Source organism: Acidovorax cavernicola (assembly GCF_003581445.1).
On sequence record NZ_QXMN01000003.1, the window covers coordinates 1 to 18,265 of the forward strand.

The 18,265-nt window shown below is 66.4% G+C and carries 18 protein-coding genes; 11 read left to right on the top strand and 7 right to left on the bottom strand.

Annotation, left to right across the window (positions count from 1 at the left end; genetic code table 11):
• The coding region (locus D3H34_RS04500) for an ESPR domain-containing protein (RefSeq protein WP_205736671.1) at positions 1 to 727 on the bottom strand (727 nt) is incomplete at its 3' end.
• Positions 728 to 1,216: 489 nt separating this feature from the next.
• On the opposite strand from D3H34_RS04500, the gene D3H34_RS04505 reads away from it, so the two are divergent.
• Both D3H34_RS04505 and D3H34_RS04510 read left to right on the top strand, forming a co-directional pair.
• Entirely contained in the window at positions 1,217 to 1,795 is a 579-nt protein-coding gene (locus D3H34_RS04505; RefSeq protein ID WP_119552251.1) for a DJ-1/PfpI family protein, read from the top strand.
• A gap of 75 nt (positions 1,796 to 1,870) precedes the next feature.
• Positions 1,871 to 2,281 carry a ribbon-helix-helix domain-containing protein gene (locus tag D3H34_RS04510; RefSeq protein WP_286185433.1) on the top strand — a complete coding sequence of 137 codons (411 nt, stop codon included), beginning with the start codon at positions 1,871 to 1,873 and terminating at the stop codon, positions 2,279 to 2,281.
• Positions 2,282 to 2,369: 88 nt separating this feature from the next.
• On the opposite strand, the gene D3H34_RS04515 is transcribed toward D3H34_RS04510, so the two are convergent.
• From D3H34_RS04515 to D3H34_RS04535, 5 genes are all read right to left on the bottom strand, one after another.
• Complete coding sequence (locus tag D3H34_RS04515) at positions 2,370 to 3,374, bottom strand: Bug family tripartite tricarboxylate transporter substrate binding protein (protein WP_119552252.1); 1,005 nt, start codon at positions 3,372 to 3,374, stop codon at positions 2,370 to 2,372.
• Between the two features lie 110 nt (positions 3,375 to 3,484).
• Positions 3,485 to 4,462 carry a Bug family tripartite tricarboxylate transporter substrate binding protein gene (locus tag D3H34_RS04520; RefSeq protein WP_119552253.1) on the bottom strand — a complete coding sequence of 326 codons (978 nt, stop codon included), beginning with the start codon at positions 4,460 to 4,462 and terminating at the stop codon, positions 3,485 to 3,487.
• Positions 4,462 to 5,667 carry a 3-oxoadipyl-CoA thiolase gene (gene pcaF, locus D3H34_RS04525; RefSeq protein ID WP_119552254.1) on the bottom strand — a complete coding sequence of 402 codons (1,206 nt, stop codon included), beginning with the start codon at positions 5,665 to 5,667 and terminating at the stop codon, positions 4,462 to 4,464. The genes D3H34_RS04520 and pcaF overlap by 1 nt, the downstream gene beginning before the upstream one ends.
• A gap of 33 nt (positions 5,668 to 5,700) precedes the next feature.
• Positions 5,701 to 6,348 (bottom strand): 3-oxoacid CoA-transferase subunit B, encoded by a 648-nt coding sequence (locus D3H34_RS04530; RefSeq protein ID WP_119552255.1) that lies wholly within the window; start codon positions 6,346 to 6,348, stop codon positions 5,701 to 5,703.
• Positions 6,345 to 7,046 (bottom strand): 3-oxoacid CoA-transferase subunit A, encoded by a 702-nt coding sequence (locus D3H34_RS04535; protein WP_119552256.1) that lies wholly within the window; start codon positions 7,044 to 7,046, stop codon positions 6,345 to 6,347. The genes D3H34_RS04530 and D3H34_RS04535 overlap by 4 nt, the downstream gene beginning before the upstream one ends.
• A gap of 99 nt (positions 7,047 to 7,145) precedes the next feature.
• Here D3H34_RS04535 and D3H34_RS04540 point away from each other — a divergent pair, with 99 nt between their 5' ends.
• Complete coding sequence (locus tag D3H34_RS04540; RefSeq protein WP_119552257.1) at positions 7,146 to 7,949, top strand: IclR family transcriptional regulator domain-containing protein; 804 nt, start codon at positions 7,146 to 7,148, stop codon at positions 7,947 to 7,949.
• 76 nt (positions 7,950 to 8,025) lie between these two features.
• The gene (locus tag D3H34_RS04545) at positions 8,026 to 9,486 is read left to right on the top strand and encodes an esterase-like activity of phytase family protein (protein WP_119552258.1); all 1,461 of its coding nucleotides are present in this window, start codon (positions 8,026 to 8,028) and stop codon (positions 9,484 to 9,486) included.
• Positions 9,487 to 9,522: 36 nt separating this feature from the next.
• On the opposite strand, the gene D3H34_RS04550 is transcribed toward D3H34_RS04545, so the two are convergent.
• Positions 9,523 to 10,524 carry a Bug family tripartite tricarboxylate transporter substrate binding protein gene (locus D3H34_RS04550; protein ID WP_119552259.1) on the bottom strand — a complete coding sequence of 334 codons (1,002 nt, stop codon included), beginning with the start codon at positions 10,522 to 10,524 and terminating at the stop codon, positions 9,523 to 9,525.
• 216 nt (positions 10,525 to 10,740) lie between these two features.
• Between D3H34_RS04550 and D3H34_RS04555 the strand changes: the two genes are divergently transcribed.
• The 7 genes from D3H34_RS04555 to D3H34_RS04585 all read left to right on the top strand — a co-directional run bounded on the left by D3H34_RS04555 (position 10,741) and on the right by D3H34_RS04585 (position 18,265).
• The gene (locus tag D3H34_RS04555; protein WP_119552260.1) at positions 10,741 to 11,919 is read left to right on the top strand and encodes a nuclear transport factor 2 family protein; all 1,179 of its coding nucleotides are present in this window, start codon (positions 10,741 to 10,743) and stop codon (positions 11,917 to 11,919) included.
• Entirely contained in the window at positions 11,919 to 13,379 is a 1,461-nt protein-coding gene (locus D3H34_RS04560) for a L,D-transpeptidase family protein (protein ID WP_286185434.1), read from the top strand. Before D3H34_RS04555 ends, D3H34_RS04560 begins: the two co-directional genes overlap by 1 nt.
• A gap of 412 nt (positions 13,380 to 13,791) precedes the next feature.
• Positions 13,792 to 13,971, top strand: a complete 180-nt coding sequence (locus D3H34_RS04565) for a Flp family type IVb pilin (RefSeq protein ID WP_119552262.1) — start codon at positions 13,792 to 13,794, stop codon at positions 13,969 to 13,971.
• 17 nt (positions 13,972 to 13,988) lie between these two features.
• On the top strand, positions 13,989 to 14,489 hold the full coding sequence (locus D3H34_RS04570; protein WP_119552263.1) for an A24 family peptidase: 501 nt from the start codon (positions 13,989 to 13,991) through the stop codon (positions 14,487 to 14,489).
• Positions 14,490 to 14,555: 66 nt separating this feature from the next.
• Positions 14,556 to 15,539, top strand: coding sequence for a Flp pilus assembly protein CpaB (gene cpaB, locus D3H34_RS04575; protein WP_119552264.1), 984 nt, complete (start codon positions 14,556 to 14,558; stop codon positions 15,537 to 15,539).
• Positions 15,540 to 15,591: 52 nt separating this feature from the next.
• Positions 15,592 to 16,956 carry a type II and III secretion system protein family protein gene (locus D3H34_RS04580; RefSeq protein WP_119552501.1) on the top strand — a complete coding sequence of 455 codons (1,365 nt, stop codon included), beginning with the start codon at positions 15,592 to 15,594 and terminating at the stop codon, positions 16,954 to 16,956.
• A gap of 22 nt (positions 16,957 to 16,978) precedes the next feature.
• Positions 16,979 to 18,265: a CpaE/TadZ family protein gene (locus D3H34_RS04585; protein WP_119552265.1), complete on the top strand. Its 1,287-nt coding sequence runs from the start codon at positions 16,979 to 16,981 to the stop codon at positions 18,263 to 18,265.

The window sequence follows — 18,265 nt, forward strand, 5'->3', positions numbered from 1 at the left end:
CGCCTCCACCGCCCTGCGAGAAGGCGTCCCCGCCCTTGCCGCCCGCGCCGCCCGTGGAAGACCCCGTGGCCGTGTAGCTGCCGAGCGGCCCGTTGAGGATCGAGCCGTAGCCGCCGGCACCACCGCCGCCGGCCGCCCAGTACCCGTTGCCGCCCGCGCCACCGATGCCGCCGGTGTAGCTGTCGGACGAGCTGGAAATGTTGTTGGCGATCGACGCGCCCTGGAAGCCTGCGCCGCCACCACCGCCATAGCCGTTGCCATTGCTGAAGTCCCCGGTCTGGGCCTGGCCCGCGCCACCGGCGTCGCCCTGGAACGCACCGGGACCGGTGGGCGTGCTGGTGGTGCCGGCCGCGCCGCCGGTGCCCGGCGTGGCACCGGCGAAGCTGCCGATGCTGGCGTTGGCCCCGGCCGTGACGCCGCCCGGCGTCGACGATCCGCCCGCGCCGCCGAATGCATTGACCGAGGTGTCGTTGAGCCCGCCGCTGCCTCCCGTGCCGTCGCTGCCGCCGGCGCCCGCGTTCAGCGTCGCGTCACCGACCGGCTGACCGCCCGCACCGCCGGCCGCGAGCACCGGCACGACACAGACCCACAGCGCCGCCGCCGCTGCTGCCGCCACCGCGCGCGCGCCGCCCCCGCTGCATGATCGCGCAGGGCCGCGCGCGATTTCCGGCGCGGCCACCCAGGTGCCGGCACTGGGACTCCACAGGGTTCGGAAGATCTTGTTCATGACTTCAACTCCCTCTTCGTTCACTGACTGAGCAGGTTGGAATCCGTGTGCAGCAGCAATGGTTGGCTCCTTCACGCGGCGACGATTTCGGATTTGCAAGTCAAAAATGTAAGAACGCGTGCCAGTGACGCGTATCCCTGCAAGGGGGTACCCTGAACTTGGAGCAACCTGACGAAAGCGAGGCCGTGTCGCCTCTGTCATGGCGTGCGGTAGACGGTCTACCCCGCCGCGTGTCCGTGCGTAACATGTGACTTTTGGACAGCACAATCATTCGTGCCTGACCCGGCACGAGCAGCGACGCGCGGTGCGGAAGCGGGCTCCGGCTGGCGCCCCAAGAAACGGCCCGAAAGACGGCCTGGCGTTCTTCTACGGCAGCATCACAGCCCGCTGCTACCCGCTGCGGCGTCCCCCTTCGAATAATTCAGCGACGGCCTGAGCGCAATCGCGCCAGCCGGTTCCGCCACACCCAATTTGAAGGAGACAAACCCGATGGCTCGCAAGATCCTGATGCTCTGCGGCGACTACGCCGAAGACTACGAAACCATGGTGCCGTTCCAGACCCTGCTGGCCGTCGGCCACACCGTGCACGCGGTGGCGCCCGACAAGAAGGCCGGCGACTGGGTGCACACCGCCATCCACGACTTCGAAGGCGCGCAGACCTACAGCGAGAAGCCGGGCCATCGCTTCACGCTGAACGCGAACTTCGACGACGTGCGCCCGGAAACCTATGACGCGCTCGTGATTCCCGGCGGCCGCGCGCCCGAGTACCTGCGCATGCACAGCCGCGTGGTCGAGATCGCGCGCCACTTCCTTGCAGCCGACAAGCCGGTGGCCGCCGTCTGCCACGGCGCGCAGCTGCTCGCGGCCACGGGCCTCATCAAGGGCCGCAAGGTCTCGGCCTACCCGGCCTGCCAGGTCGAGGTGGAACTGGCCGGCGCGGAGTACATGGGCATCCCGGTCGACCAGGCCGTGACCGATCGCAACCTCGTCACCGCACCGGCCTGGCCGGCGCATCCGGCGTGGCTGTCGCAGTTCCTCGTGGTGCTCGGTACACGCATCGAACACTGACGACCGGGCGCGCGCGGACGACGCTACAGTGCGGCGTCGCCCCCCACACCCTCCAGCCCCCCAAGGAGATGGCCCATGTGCGAAGTCTTCATCAGCGCCGATCCGCAAAGCTACGACGCACGCACGCGCTCGGTGCGGCTGCACGGCGTGGTCACCAGCATCCGGCTCGAGAACCTGTTCTGGCAGGTGCTCGAGGAAATCGCGCAGCGCGACGGCATGGCCGTGGTGCAGCTCATCGAGCGGCTGTACGACGAGCTGGTCGCAGCGCGCGGCGAGGTCGGCAACTTCGCGTCGTTCCTGCGCGTGAGCGCGCTGCGCTACGAAGCGCTGGTGGCGCACGGCCGCATTCCGGCCGACACCTCGGTGGCGATCCGCTCGCTCGATGCGAAGGCGGTGCTGCATGCGCTGCCGCAGGGCTGGGGCGGCGCGCAATCGGGTGATGCGCGCGTGCACACGCTGCACGTGGCCGCGCGACGACAGGCCTGAGCGCGCCGCACCACACCACACACCCCAAAAGAAAAGGCACCCTCGCGGGTGCCTTGTTCGTTGCGGACGCTGCGCCGAGCGCGATCCGTCAGTCCAGCGATACGTTCGCCTTGCGGATCACGTCCGTGAAGCGCTTCGTTTCCGTCGCCACGAACTGGTCGAACTGCGGGCGCGTGGTCGGGAAGGGTTCGTAGCCGAAGCTCTTGAACTTCTCCAGCACATCGGGTTCGGCCAGGCCCTTCTCGATGTCGCGCTTGATCTTGTCCGTCACCGAAGCAGGCAGGCCCTTCGGCACGGCAATGGCGTTCCAGCCGATCACCTCGAAGCCCTTCGGGCCGCCCGATTCGCCCACGGTCGGCACATCGGGGAAAGCGGCCACGCGCTGGGGCGCGGCGGCGGCCAGGAAGCGCAGCTTGTTGGCGCGCTGCAGCGGGCCGGCGGTGGCGCTGCTGCCCAGTGCGAAGGCCAGTTCACCGGTGGCGACCGAGGTGTACAGCTGCGTGGTCTCCTTGTAGATCACGTGCTCCATCTGCGTGCCGGTGGCCGACTCGAACAGCTCCGAGCCCAGGTGCACCGGATTGCCCACCGACCACGAACCGTAGTCGAGCTTGCCGGGGTTGGCCTTGGCGTCGGCAATGAGGTCGCCCACGGTCTTGTACTTGCTGTTGGTGGCAACGGTGAAGAAGAAGTAGGTCTTGAACAGCGGCAGCAGCGCGTCGAAGTCCTTCGACGCGTCGTAGGGCAGCTTCTTGAACAGCGCCGGATACGCGGCCAGGTGCACGTTGTCGAGCACGATGATGTCGTGGCCGTCCTTGGCGCCGCGCTTGAACGCGTCGATGGCGATGAAGCCGTTGCCGCCCGGGCGGTTCTCGACCACCACCGGCTGGCCCCAGGCGCGCGAGAGCTTGTCGGCCACGAGGCGGGCCACGCCGTCCGGACCACCGCCGACCGGGAACGGCGTGATGATGCGCACGGGCTTGGTGGGAAAGGCCGCAGGCTGCTGCGCCGATGCGGTGGCTGGCACCAGCGCGGCGGTGGCGAGCGCGAGTGCGGCCAGGGTGACGTTGCGGCGCGCTGCGTTTGTCTTCTTCATTCTCTGGTCCTCTTGTTTCGGTTCTCTGGGTTTTAAAACTCTCTGGGCCTGCCCGATGTGCGCTGGGGCACCTCTTCAGGCAATTCCTTGGCGGCTGCCAGTGGCCGCGGCTACTCCGCCACCGCGCCCGAACTCTTGACGATCCGCGCCCATTTCTCGCTCTCCCGCGAAATGAGCGCTGCATAGTCGGAAGGCCCGCCCAGCAAGGGCACAGCGCCTTCCACATCCAGCCGCGACTGGAATTCCTTCTCTCCCGCCACCTGCAGCATCTGCGCCGACAGCGTCTTCACGAACGCGTCGGGCGTGCCGCGCGGCGCGAGGATCCCGTAGGTGAGCGTGCTCTCGAAGCCCGCGAGTTCGCGCAGGCCCGACTCGGCCACGGTGGGCACGTCGGGCAGCGACGGCAGGCGCTGGACGCCGGTGACGGCAATGGCGCGCAGCCGTCCGCCCTTGACCAGCGCGAGCGCGGGCGGGATGACGCTGAACATCATCTGCACCTGGCCACCGGCAAGGTCGGTGAGCGCCGGGTTGGTGCCCTTGTAGGGGATGTGATTGATCTTCGTGCCGGTGCGCTGCGCGAAGAGTTCGCCCGTGAGGTGGCCGCCGGTGCCGCTGCCGCTCGACGCGTAGTCGAGCAGGCCGGCGCGCGCCTTCGCCTCGTTGACGAGGTCGCGCACGGTGCGCACCTTCGAGGCTGCAGGCACCACGAGCACGAGCGCGGACGACGCGAACATGGCCACGGGCAGCAGGTCCTTGCGCGCGTCGAACTTCAGGCCCTTGTACAGCGCCGGGTTGATCGACACGGTGCCCGTGTGGCCCAGCAGCAGCGTGCTGCCGTCAGGCGTGCTGCGCACCACCTGCTCGGTGCCGAGGTTGCCGCCCGCGCCGGGCTTGTTGTCGACGATGACGCCCGACTGGCGCACCTCGCCCAGGCCCTTGGCCATCTGGCGCGCGAATACGTCGTTGCCGCCGCCGGCCGCGAAGGGCACGACGATGCGGATCGGCTTGCCGCCGGCCTGCTGCGCATGCGCGGGCAGGCCTGCTGCAGCGAGCATGCCCAGCAGCAGTTCGCGTCGGGCGAGACCCATCAGACGCGTTCCAGGATCACGGCAATGCCCTGCCCCACGCCGATGCACATCGTGCACAGCGCGTAGCGGCCGCCGCCCTTGTGCAGCTGGTTCACCGCGGTGGTGGCCAGGCGTGCGCCGCTGGCACCGAGCGGGTGGCCCAGCGCGATGGCGCCGCCGTTGATGTTCACGCGCGCGTCGTCGTCCTTCAGGCCCAGCAGGCGCAGCACGGCGAGACCTTGCGCGGCGAAGGCTTCGTTGAGTTCGATGACGTCGATCTGGTCGAGCGTCAGGCCGGTGAGCGCCAGCACCTTCTGCGTGGCGGGCGCCGGGCCGATGCCCATGATGCGCGGCGCGACGCCGGCCGTGGCCATGCCGACCACGCGGGCGCGCGGCGTGAGGCCATGCTTGGCGGCGCTGGCTTCGTCGGCCAGCAGCAGCGCGCAGGCGCCGTCGTTCACGCCGCTGGCATTGCCGGCGGTGACGGTGCCGTCGGGACGCACCACGCCCTTGAGCTTGGCGAGCGACTCAAGGCTGGTCTCGCGCGGATGCTCGTCCTTGTTGACGATGATCGCGTCGCCCTTCTTCTGCGGCACGCTCACGGGCACGATCTCGGCGTCGAAGAAGCCGGACTTCTGCGAGGCCACGGCGCGCAGCTGCGAGTTCAGCGCCATCAGGTCCTGCGCCTCGCGCTCGATCTTGTAGTCGGTGGCGACGTTCTCGGCCGTCTCGGGCATGGAGTCGACGCCGTATTGCGCCTTCATCAGCTTGTTGACGAAGCGCCAGCCGATGGTGGTGTCGTACACCGCGTTGTTGCGGCTGAAGGCGCTCTCGGCCTTGGGCATCACGAAGGGCGCGCGGCTCATGCTCTCGACGCCACCGGCGATCATCAAGCCGGCTTCACCCGCGCGGATGGCGCGTGCAGCGGTGCCCACGGCATCGAGGCCCGAACCGCACAGGCGGTTGATGGTGCCACCACCCACTTCGATCGGCAGGCCGGCCAGCAGCGCCGACATGCGCGCGACGTTGCGGTTGTCTTCACCGGCCTGGTTGGCGCAGCCGTAGAGCACGTCGCTCACCGCCTGCCAGTCGACGTTCTTGTTGCGCTCGATCAGTGCGCGCAGGGGTACGGCGCCGAGGTCGTCGGTGCGCACGCTGCTGAGCGAACCGCCGTAGCGGCCGAAGGGGGTACGGACAGCGTCGCAGATGAAGGCTTGATTGGTCATGTGATGTCTCTCTCTCTGATTACTTGAATGGGATCAGGCAGCGATCGGAAGACCGACCAGCTTCTCGAGTTCTTCGCGGCTCAGGCCCTCGACGGTGTCGACGAGCTTCAGGCCCTGCGGCGTGCATTCGAGCGTGGCGAGGTCGGAGTACACGCGCTTGACGCAGCCGATGCCGGTGAGCGGATAGGTGCACTCTTTCACCAGCTTGCTCGCGCCCTGCTTGGTGAGCAGGTCCATCATGACCCACGTCTGTTTCGCGCCGATGGCAAGGTCCATCGCGCCGCCGACGGCGGGAATCGCGTCTTTCTCGCCCGTGTGCCAGTTGGCGAGGTCGCCGGTGGCCGACACCTGGAACGCACCGAGCACGCAGATATCGAGGTGGCCGCCGCGCATCATCGCGAAGCTGTCGGCGTGATGAAAGAACGAGCCGCCCGGCAGCAGCGTGACGGGCTGCTTGCCGGCGTTGATGAGGTCGTAGTCTTCCTCGCCGGCCTCGGGCGCGGGGCCCATGCCGAGGATGCCGTTCTCGCTTTGCAGGATGACCTCGCGGCCCTGCGGCAGGTGGTTGGCCACCAGCGTGGGCTGGCCGATGCCGAGGTTGACGACGGCGCCGTCGAAGATGTCCTGCGCGACGCGGGCTGCCAGCTGGTCTTTGGTGCGACGGGTGTAGCTCATGGTCATGCTGCCTTCTTGAAGCCGCCGGCCTGCGTGGCCACGCGTTCGATGCGCACCACCTGGTGCACGAAGATGCCCGGGGTGACGATGGTCTCGGGGTCGAGGGTGCCGAGCTCGGCGATATCGTGCACGGTGGCGATGGTCTTCTTCGACGCCATGGCCATCACCGGGCCGAAGTTGCGTGCGGCCTTGCGATAGACCAGGTTGCCCCAGCGGTCGCCGCGCTCGGCCTTGATGAGCGCCACGTCACCGTGGATGGGGTACTCGAGCACGTACTGCTTGCCGTCGATCTCGCGGGTCTCGCGGTTGCCGGCCAGCTGCGTGCCGTAGCCCGTGGGGCAGAAGAAGGCACCGATACCGGCGCCCGCGGCGCGGATGCGCTCGGCGAGGTTGCCCTGGGGCACGAGTTCGAGTTCGAGCTTGCCGCTGCGGTACAGGCCGTCGAACACCTGGCTGTCGGCCTGACGCGGAAAGCTGCAGATGATCTTGCGCACGCGGCCGGCCTTGAGCAGCGCGGCCAGGCCAGTCTCTCCATTGCCTGCGTTGTTGTTGACGACCGTGAGGTCCTTGGCGCCCTGCTCGACGAGGCCGTCGATGAGTTCGCCTGGGATGCCGGCGGTGCCAAAGCCGCCGATGAGCACCGTGGCGCCGTCCTGGATGCCAGCGAGGGCATCGGCGACCGAGCGCGCGATCTTGTTGATCATGAATCTTGTCTCCGGGGTGGGTAAGAATTCGGTCGAACTCAAGATGTTCGTCTAAAGAACATTTGTTCGTATAATGAATTCTAAAGAGGATCGCGCACCATGGCAACCCAGCCCCCAAAACCCGAGAAGCCCGAACAGCCCGACACGCCCGCCCCCGGTGACAGCTACGTACAGTCCTTTGCGCGCGGCCTGCAGGTGATCCGTTCGTTCAGCGCGAGCGCGCCGCACCAGACGCTGAGCGAAGTGGCGGCCGGCAGCGGCCTCACGCGCGCAGGGGCGCGGCGCATTCTTCTCACGCTGCAGACATTGGGCTATGTGGTGACCGACGGCAAGCTCTTCACGCTCACGCCGCGCATCCTCGACCTGGGCTTTGCATACCTGTCGTCGATGCCGATCTGGAACCGCGCCGAACCCGTGATGGAAGCGCTGGTGCAGCAGGTGCAGGAGTCATGCTCGGCCGCCGTGCTCGACGCGACCGACATCGTCTACGTGCTGCGCGTGCCCACGCAGAAGATCATGCGCATCAGCCTGGGCGTGGGCTCGCGGCTGCCGGCGTACTGCACGTCGCTGGGCCGCCTGCTGCTGGCCGACCTGGGCGACGACGAAGTGCGCGCGCGCCTCGAGGCCTCGAACCTCGAAGCACTGACCAAGCACACCGTGACCGACATCGACGCGCTCATGGCCAAGGTGGCGCAGGCGCGCAAGCAGCAGTGGTGCCTGGTGAACCAGGAGCTGGAAGAAGGCCTGATCTCCGTGGCCGCGCCCATCGTGAACCGGCAGGGCCGCATGGTGGCCGCGCTCAACATCAGCGGGCAGGCGAATCGCACGAGTGCGAAGGTGATGCAGGAGACGATGCTGCCGGCGCTGATCGATGCGGCAGACAGGATCTCGCGCATGCTCTGACCGACGGACAGTCACGGACCGGTCACACCGGTTTTCTAGATTGCGCCCCTCACAACAAAAGACGGAGGGTCCCATCATGTCCAGTCGCTTCATCGCGTTCACCTTGCCGCGCCACCTGGCCATCGCGGCGGTTGCATCGGCCGTCCTCGCCGCATGCGGCGGCGGCGGCAGTGCCAACGGCATCGTCTTTCCGCCCGTGGCGGGCACGCCGGCACCTTCGCCGGCCCCCGCGCCCGCGCCACCACCGCCGCAGGACGGCGCCGAAGGGCTGCCGCACAAGCTCGCGGGCTGGGCTTCGTTGCCCGCCAGCTTTCGCTGGCCCGGGCCGACCACGGGTCAATTCATCACCAGCGCACTCGGCGTGACGCCGCCCTTCGTCGACGGCCAGCCGCTCCCCGGCTTCTCGGCGCTGTTGAAGAACGACGACGGCACCTGGACCGCCATGCCCGACAACGGCTACGGCAGCAAGGGCAACTCCGGGGACTTCGTGGTCGGCATCTACAACGTCAGCATCGACTTTCGCACCGTGTCGGACGGCACGGCGGTGCCTGGCACCGTGAAGGTGAACAGCCATGTCGCCTTCAACGACGCCAAGGGCTTCCTGAAGGACGGCAAGGGCGTGGACCTGAAGATCACCGCCGACTTCGCCAACTACCAGACGCTCTCGGGCAACAACCTCGTCGACAGCGGCAAGCCCGTGGACGCGCGCATCGCCAGCGGCCGGCTGCTGACGGGCTTCGATCTCGACGTCGAGTCGATCGCCCGCGCCAAGGACGGCTCTTATTTCGTGGGTGAGGAGTTCGGCCCGTACATCCTGCACTTCGACAAGAACGGCACGCTGATGGGCGACCCGGTGCCGCATCCCTTCCTGCGCAGCCCGTTCAACCCGCTGGTGATGAATGAAGGCGCCACCGCGACATCGCTGTCGAGCCGCGGCTTCGAGAGCCTCGCCTTCAATGGCGACGGCACCCGTCTCTACGCGGTGCCCGAGGCGGCGCCTTCGCTGGCCTCGCTGCGGCCGGTGGCCGACGACGAGCGCTACCTGAACTTCTTCGAGTTCGACCCCGCATCGATGCTCTACACCGGCAAGAACCCGGTCTACAGGAAGGACGGGCCGGCCAAGGACAACCAGATCGTCATCGGCGACATGACCCACATCGGCGGCAACAGGTTCGTGCTGATCGAGCGCGACAGCCTGTTCGGCGCGAAGGCGGTGGTCAAGCGCCTGTACATGGTGGACCTGGACGTCAAGGACGCCGATGGCGTGCTGAAGAAGACGCTGCTGGTCGACCTGCTGAACATCTCCGACCCGGCCGACATCGGCGGCCCGCTGGCCGGCGTCGCCAGCGGCAAGTTCAGCATGCCTTTCGACTCTGTCGAAAGCGTCGAAGTGGTGGACGAACACACGCTCGCCGTCGCGATCGACACCAACTTCCCGACCGAAGACGGCCGCGCGCCCGGCAAGCCGGACGACACCGAGGTCATCACGATCCGCTTCGAGCAGGCGCTGTTCAAGCGCAGCGCGCCGAAGAGCTGAAGCTCTCGGCGCGGGCCTCTTCAATCAACGAGGCACTCAAGCCTCGGAGTGAATGCCCTTCATGATGATCACGCCGCCCAGACGCGTGGTGTCGGCGCGCATGCGCTTGGCCAGTGCGTCCGGCGAGCCGGGCTGCGCCTGCCAGCCGGTCTTCAGCAGTTCGCCGCTCACTTCGGGCGAACTGATCACCTCGACCAGCGCGGCATTGAGCCTGGTCACGGCCGCCGGCTTCATGCTCGCCGGCGCAGCGAGCGCGGTCCAGATCTCGAGGTCGGCGCCGCGCACGTCGGCGTCGCGGATCGTCGGCAGCTCATTGACCAGCGGGCTGCGCTCGGGCGAGGTCACGCCGATGGCCTTGAGCTTGCCCGACTTCACGTGCGGCATCGCCAGGCCCGGCGGCAGCAGCGCCAGCTGGATCTCGCCCGCGAGGATGCCTGCGATCACCTGCGGATTGCCGGTGTAGGGCTTGTGCTGCGCGGTGATGGCCGCGCGGCTCTTGAGCAGTTCCATGCCCAGGTGGCCGACCGTGCCCACGCCCGGCGTGCCGTACTTGCCTGCGCTGCCCAGGTTGCGCACCCACAGCAGCAGGTCGGCCGCGGACTTGCCGGTGGCGGCGCCCGACACCACCAGCACCAGCGGCGCGGTGCCGATCAGGCCGATGGGCGCGAAGTCTTTTTCAGGATCGAAGCCGAGCGACGGATTCAGCAACTTGGCGATCGTGAGGTTGCCGTTGATCAGCGCGCCGATGGTGTGGTCGTCCGTGGCCTTGGCCACCTCGGCGGCCACGAGGTTGCCGCTCGCGCCGGGCTTGTTCTCCACCGTCACGGGCTGGCGCAGGATCTTCGAGAGCGGCTCCGCGATAGCGCGTGCCGCCAGGTCGGGCGAGGCACCGGCCGGGAAGCCCACGAGGATGCGCACGGGCTTGGTCGGCCAGGCGGCGTCGCCACCGGTGCGCTGGGCCCACGCGCCCGGGGCGAACAGCGAAGTGGCAATGGCGGCGGCGCCGCCTTCGAGCAGGCGGCGTTTGGTGATCTTCAAGGGAGACTCCAGAGGGATGGAAAAATCAGGGTAAACACGTGCGTTTTGCTTACGAGACGTTACATGATGATGCTGCGTCGCACAAGTTCAGCACAACTGTGAACAGGGCCATCGCACACCCTGTCAGCTTGGTATCCAGAGGTGACGGGCCGCATTTACAATGCCTGCCGCGTTTCTCCTTCCCTCACCACGTCCCACCACGAGGTCTTGTCCGCAATGCCCAAGAGCCCCCAGCCGCGCGCCCGCTTCAGCTTCTCCCCCACCGTGCGCGCCCTGTTCCTGGCCGCTGCGGCCTGCGGCGCCGCGCTTCCCGCGCTGGCCGCCACCGAGCACGAGGACGTCGACCGCCTGATGCAGGCCGGCAAGCTCGACGAGGCCATGACCAAGGCCGAGGCCTTCCTCAAGGACAAGCCGCGCGATCCGCAGATGCGCTTCCTCAAGGGCGTGATCCAGCTCGATACCGGCAAGCGCGCCGAGGCCATCGCCGCCTTCACCCAGCTCACGCAGGACGCGCCCGAGCTGCCCGAACCGTTCAACAACCTCGCCGTCATCTACGCGAGCCAGAACCAGTTCGACAAGGCCCGCAACGCCCTCGAAAGCGCCATTCGCACCAATCCCAGCTACGCCACCGCCCAGGAAAACCTCGGCGACGTGTACGCGCGGCTGGCCAGCCAGGCCTACAGCAAGGCGCTGCAACTCGACCAGAACAACACCGCGGTGCAGCCCAAGCTGGCCGTGATCCGCACGCTCTTCACCGCACCGCCCTCGGCCGGCTCGAAGGGCTCGACCTTGGTGGCCTCTGCCACGACGACGCCTGCACCGGCCCCGGCGGCGAAGGCACCTGCTCCGGCGCCAGCGCCTGCTCCCGCACCGGTCGCCAAGGCGCCTGCCCCGGCACCCGCGCCTGCCCCCGTCGCCAAGGCTCCCTCACCCGCCCCGGCGCCAGCACCCGCTGCCGCGCCTGTCGCACCGCCGGTCAAGGTGGCCGCAGCGCCCGCGCCGGCAGCCAAGACACCTGAACCCGCGCCCGCACCGGCACCTGCCGCGGCCCCGGCTTCCACCGCGGAGATCGAATCCGTCGTTCGCGGCTGGGCTGCAGCCTGGGCCAGCCAGGACATGGACCGCTACCTCGCCGCCTACGGCAGCGACTTCGTGCCCGCCGGCGGACAGAACCGCAAGGCCTGGGAAGAAGACCGCCGTGCCCGCATCGCCGGCAAGTCCAGCATCAGCGTGAACCTCGAGAACCTCGCGATCAAGGTCGACGGACAGACCGCCACCGCCAGGTTCCGCCAGATCTACCGCGCCGACAACCTCAACATCGCGAGCCGCAAGACGCTCGAACTGCAACGCTCTGGCAACCAGTGGCACATTCGCAAGGAAAGCGTCGGCGGCTAGTGGCAGACATCGTCCGGCGCAGCCGGCTTCAGAACTTCCCGCTCCAGCCGCGCAGCGGGAAGCTGCTCGCGGCGTTGATGGCCGCCTCCGCGCTCATGCTGGCCACGCCCGGCGCCGCGCTCGCAGCCAACAACAGCGGCACCAGCAAGACAGCCAGCACCAAGACCGGGGGCTCAAAGGCCGCCAAGGCCGGCAGCCGTGCGTCCGCCAAGGAAACCAAGAGCGGCAAAGCCGGCACCGGCAAGACACAGCTGCAGGCGAAGAGCAGCAAGCGGACCGCCGTTGCGGACAACCAGAGCGCCACTCGCCCGGCCCGCAAGACCGCAAGAACAGCCGCGCCGCTCCAGGAAGCCAACGGCGCCGAGGCACGCCTCATCGGCGTCTACGAACTGTTCGGCCGCGGCAAGACCCGCGAGGCGCTGGCCAAGGCCCGCGACCTCGTGCGCGACCATCCGAACTTCCAGCTCGCGCAGCTCGTGTACGGCGACCTGCTCGCGGCGCAAGTGCCGCCGTCGAACGCCATGCCCGACAGCGCCGGCATCGCGCGCCTGCGCGGCAACCCGGCCATGGTCGAGCTGCACGAGGAATCGCGCCGCCGCCTGCAGGCCCTGCGCGAACGGCCGCCCGCCGGCACCGTGCCCTCGCAGTTCCTCACCCTCTCGACCCGCAGCCGCTTCGCCATTGCCGTCGACGCCTCGCGCTCGCGGCTGTACCTGCTCGAGAACTCCGACAAGGGCCTGAAGCTCGTCGCCGACTACTACATCTCGGTCGGCAAGGCCGGCACCGACAAGTCCATCGAAGGCGACGCGCGCACCCCGCTGGGCGTGTACTACATCACCAGCAGCCTCGACCCGCGCTCGCTGAAAGACTTCTACGGCGCCGGCGCCCTGCCCATCAATTACCCCAACCCGTACGACCTGCGGCGCGGCAAGACCGGCAGCGGCATCTGGCTGCACGGCACCCCGCCCCAGCAGTTCGCACGGGCGCCGCTGGCCAGCGACGGCTGCGTGGTCATGGCCAACCCCGACCTCAAGCAGCTGCTGCGCAAGGTGCAGATCGGCGCCACGCCGGTCGTGACCGCGCGCAGCCTGCAATGGATTGCCGCACCGCAGGCCGAAAAAGAAACAAAGAAATTCGCCGATTCAATTACCGCCTGGAAAGATGCACGAGCCAGCGGCAATGAAGCGCAATTGAAAAAGTTCTATTTACCGGATTTCCAGCGCGCCAGCAGGAAGCCCGTCGATGCCAATTCGGTACTCCGCGACGAGTTGACCTACGCACAAGGTAAACGAGTGCAAATCAAGGACACGTCCTACCTGCACTGGCGCGACACCGAGGACACCATGATCGCCACCTTCGGCGAGGTGTTCGAGGGTGAGAAGAACGGCCGCACCCGCCGCCAGTACTGGCTCCGCCAGGCCGGCGAGTGGAAGCTCTTCCACGAAGAAATCCTCGGCTGAAGCCACGTCACCGACGGGGTCTATGCCCCAAAAGTGTGACTTATTACCCAAACGAAGCCGTCTTGTCGAGTGTTACAAATTGCACTCCAAGGCACCGTGCTACGTAACGCGTAACGGGCATGTTCCCGTAACACTCCACAAACGGACGTTCCCAAGTCCGTAACGTGTTCCCCTCGTCCATGCCAAGCTGCATGCGGTTTACAGAGGGAAACCGTCCTTTCAAGACTGTGAATAAGTGACCTTTTCTGCCCTGCTGTGGGGGCCGAACGGGGCTGGCCGTCTTCCTGCTTTACCCCTTCAGTTAGCACATCCGGGACACGATCCAGTGCGTTTCCACGGTTGATACACGGAGTTACGCTGTATAACATCCACCGTGCCAGCCTTTGTTAACACTTCCTTTCAGGAGATCACCATGCTCAGTTCTATTACTCGTTTTCTGCGCGACGAAGAAGGTGCGACCGCAATTGAATATGGAATTATTGCGGGTCTGATTTCGGTCGCAATGATCACCGCAATCATTGGCAACGATGGCATCGGCGCAAAGATCACGGCCATCTGGGGCGATATCAAGACCTCCCTGTCCTCCGTCTGAAAGCGTCGATGCGGGCAATGGCATCGATTTTCCTCGTGTGGTTGCTCTTCATCACCGTCTATGACTTCAGACAGCGCCGCGCCCCCAACTGGCTGGTGCTCGCGGGTGCTCTCTCGGCACTTGCAGCACTCGCGTTGGGCGCGGCGCCATTCGGTCAGGACTGGCCGAGCGCCCTGCTTGGCGCGGGAATCGGTTTTGGTTGCCTACTGCTTTTCTATGCTCTGGGCCTCATGGGAGCGGGTGACGTGAAATTCGCAGGCGCTCTCGGACTGTGGGTGGGCCCATGGGCCCTCCTGCCCATCTGGATTGGCGGGAGCGTCCTCGGCGCCTTGCACGCCCTTCTTTGGGTGCTTCTTCAGCGATGGCCCGTGTTCCCTCGGCTCTCGCTCATGCTCTTTGGATCACCGCCCTCCGCCGGCAGCAATCCTTCAATTACTCGGGTGCGCTTCATTCCCTATGCGGCCTATCTTGCACTGGCGGCTGCGGTATGGATGGTTTGGGGTCGACAGCGCGGGTAGTTCTTCTTTCCCGTCACCACGAGTTGTTCATCGATAGCTCCTTGATTGCCCCCTGAAACGCCACCCATGATCAACCTAACCAAAATCATCGCCGCCATCCTCGTGCTTCTGGCGCTTGCGCTCGGTGGCTATGCATGGATGCTCAGCCGCAAGGCCCCACCGCCGCCCACACAGACACCTGCTGCGATGGCAGCGCCGGGCAAGGTCAATCAGGCACAGACCTTTCCTGTCGTTGTTGCAGCGAAGGCCCTGCCAGCGGGTCAACCCATCCCGGTGGATGCACTTCGCGTCGAACGCCTGACGATCAACCCTGCGGGAGCCTTCCAGGAAACAGCGCCACTCGCCGGTCGCGTCCCGGTAATCGACCTGGGAGAAGGATCCCCCCTTCTGCAAGGGCAGCTGGTTTCAGGGCTCGCACTGCGCGTCACGGAGGGTGAGCGCGCCGTGGCAGTCAAGGCCGACGAAACCATGGGAGTGGGCAATCGCGTCCAACCCGGCGACTTCGTCGACGTGTTCCTGATGCTCAAGTCAGACGGCAAGGATATCGATCGCAGCCAGGCGCGGCTCCTGCTCTCCCGCAAACGCGTTCTCGCTTACGGCGGCGCTTCCGTCGACGGCCTGCCATCCAAGACTGACAAGAATGCCGGCTCGCAGTCACAGCAACGCCCTGAGACGGCCCGTACCGCCGTGCTAGCAATACCAGTGGAAGACGTCAACCGGCTGACACTGGCCGAGAACAGCGGACGCCTGCTGCTGGCGCTTCGCAATCCCACCGACATGTCCGAACCAGACCCGAAGCTGTTCGCGGATCTGCCGACAGCGCTGCAACCGGCCTCGCTCAAAGGCCGCGATCCGCGCCGTCCTCCGCTTGAAGGCCTGGATCGCGCACAAGCCGGCATGACCACAGTCGACTTCGTGACCGGCGGGAAACCCGGTGCCTTGCGGACCGCAACGGGAACGCCTCGTCCAGCTCCCCCCACCGAAAGGACGGGTGGCGGACTCAAGGTCGAGGTCATTCGCGGCGACCGCAGTGAAACCATCAACTACTGATTGCCCAGCAATGCGCGCAAAGCACATGCATGCCATGCCGAAAACGAACCTCATGACGACCGCCCCCCGCGCGAAGACACGCCATCCGGCGCAGCCCCTTCGCCTCGTCCTCGCGGGACTCTGCCTGCTGGCACCCAGTGCCTGGCCTATAGCCTCCACAGCTGCAGATGTTGAAACGGGATCGTCGCGGCCGGCACTTCAACTCAGACTGGACGCGGGCGCCCAGAGGGAACTGCTGATCGCCAAGGGCATCGACCGCATGGCCATCGCCGATGAGACAGTGGCTGGTGTTGCCCTGACGCGGCAGTCGCCCAACTCGCCCGCCGCGCGCTTGATCATCACGGGCAAGGCAGCCGGCAAGACCACACTCATGGTCTGGGAAAAGGGTCAGTCGAACGCAACGGTCTACGCGCTCGAAATAAGACGCCGCGCATCCGTGGTCACGGGTTCACTGAACAGCATGGATGCCCACCAGGAAGCACGCGAGACGGCCATGGCCAGCAATGGCGAGAAATCGACGCTGGTCGATCGATCCGTGGTCAATGTTCGCAGTAACACCGTGCAGGTCGAAGTCAAGATTGTCGAGTTCAATCGCAGCGTCCTCAAGCAGGCGGGGCTGAACATCTTCAGCACGCGCGCCAATTCGAATGGCTTCAGCTTCGGCGTATTCACGCCGGCGTCGCTGCGATCGGTTTCGTTTGCTCCCACCGGTGCCATCAGCGGCGAATACAACAATCCGCTGGCTCAGGCGTTCAGTCTCCTGTTCAACTTCGGCAAGGCAGGCATCGGTCTCAATGTTGGCTTCCTCGAAGGCAACGGCATGGCGCGCGTGCTTGCAGAGCCGACGCTGGTGGCACTCTCTGGCCAGAGTGCCAGCTTCCTGGCAGGTGGCGAATTGCCCGTTCCCTCCCCTCAGGGCCTGGGCACCACAAGCATCGAATACAAGCCTTTCGGGATCGGCCTGACACTGACGCCCACCGTATTGTCGAATGATCGCATCGTGTTGAAGGTGGCGCCAGAAGCCAGCGACCTGGACTACGCCAATTCACTGAGCATCAGCGGTGTCGCGGTTCCGGCCATCAGCACACGCCGTGCCGACACCACCGTTGAACTCGGCGATGGAGAGAGCTTCATCATTGGCGGACTGGTGAGCCGCACGACCACATCGAATGCCGACAAGATTCCCTTGTTGGGAGACATTCCCGTGCTCGGCACCTTCTTCAAGCAGAGCAAGTATCAGATGAGCGAGAAGGAGCTCGTCATCGTCGTCACGCCGCATCTTGTGAAGCCCATCGCGCGCGGCACCGATCTCGGCCCCTATCTTCCTGGCGGCGCCGAACAACGCGACGGTCCAGTCTGGCGCACGCACTTGCTCGGTCCGGCGTCTGGAACGGCTGTTCCGGGCTTCTCGCGTTGACGCACGCACAGTGAGCGACAAGATGAACGCCCCCCGCGAGAACCTTCCGGAGATGGGGGTCGAGACCTATCTCTTTGCCTCACCCCATGGCAGTCACATCACGTGGCTGACGGATGCGCTCGGACGCCTGGGAACCGTGGTGATGCTCTCGCCCGATGTCAAATCGCTCGACGAGAAGATTGCCTTGCTGGGGCCCGCCGCGATTTTTCTCGACTTCTCCGGCGACCATGCGGGCATGGCCGGCGAACTTCACCAGCGGCTGAAACGCGATTGGCCCGTGCTCCCAGTCCTGGCAGCAGGCGTGTCGACGGAACCCGCATCCATGTTGGCTGCGCTGCGCGCCGGTGTGGACGATTTCGTCGACTTGAGCGCTCCTCCAGCGGAGGCTGTCACCACACTGCGCAAGCTGCTTGATCAACGCAGCACCAATCCGCTGGATGGCAAGCGTGGACACGCGCTGGCGTTGCTCGGAGCCCGCGCCGGCTTGGGCGTGACCACACTCGCGACCAGCCTGTCCGTACTACTCAACGATCAGATGGCCGCGGCGCCGAGGCCCGGTGGGTCCCGCGAATCCCGGCATGGCGTCGCGCTGCTCGACCTCGGCCTGCCCTCGCGCGACGGCCTGCTCTACCTCGACACCCAGAGCAGTTTCAGCTTCGTCGACGGCGTGCACAATCTGCGCCGCCTCGACCAAACGCTGCTGCAGACCGCGTTGGCCCATCACGCAAGCGGTGTGGCCATCCTGCCTCTGCCAGCCAATCTCGCTCAAGTGCGCGAAATCTCTCACGCCGACTCGGTGGCACTGATCAAGCGGCTCGGAGACTTCTTCGACTTCCAGATCGCCGATCTCGGTGGCTTCTCGACTATCGACTTCGTTGCCCAGACGGTGAAATCCGCCCAGCGCAGCTGGGTGGTCTGCGACCAAAGCATCGGAGCCATCGTCTCCACAGCGAACATGCTGAAGGAACTGCACGCCCGCGGCATCGCAACAGACGGACTGTCGCTCGTTGTCAACAAGTTCGACGCTCACGTCGGGCTACCCGCAAAGGACATCGCGGATCGACTCGAACTGCCCCTCCTCCATGTGCTGCCTGCTCGCAGCACACAGTTGCTGGCAGCGGCGAGCCGCGGCGAAATGCTGGTGCGCACCGCGCGCAGCGACGCCTACTCGCAGGCAGTCGCCAGCCTGGCTCGGAGTCTGCAGCAGGATTGCATGCCCACCCCGGGCCACGTGCCCCTCAAGGAGTCCGGCTGGACGGCCCGGATCTCGCAGATCGTCGGCTTCCGTAAGAGCTCTAGCGAAGGTTGA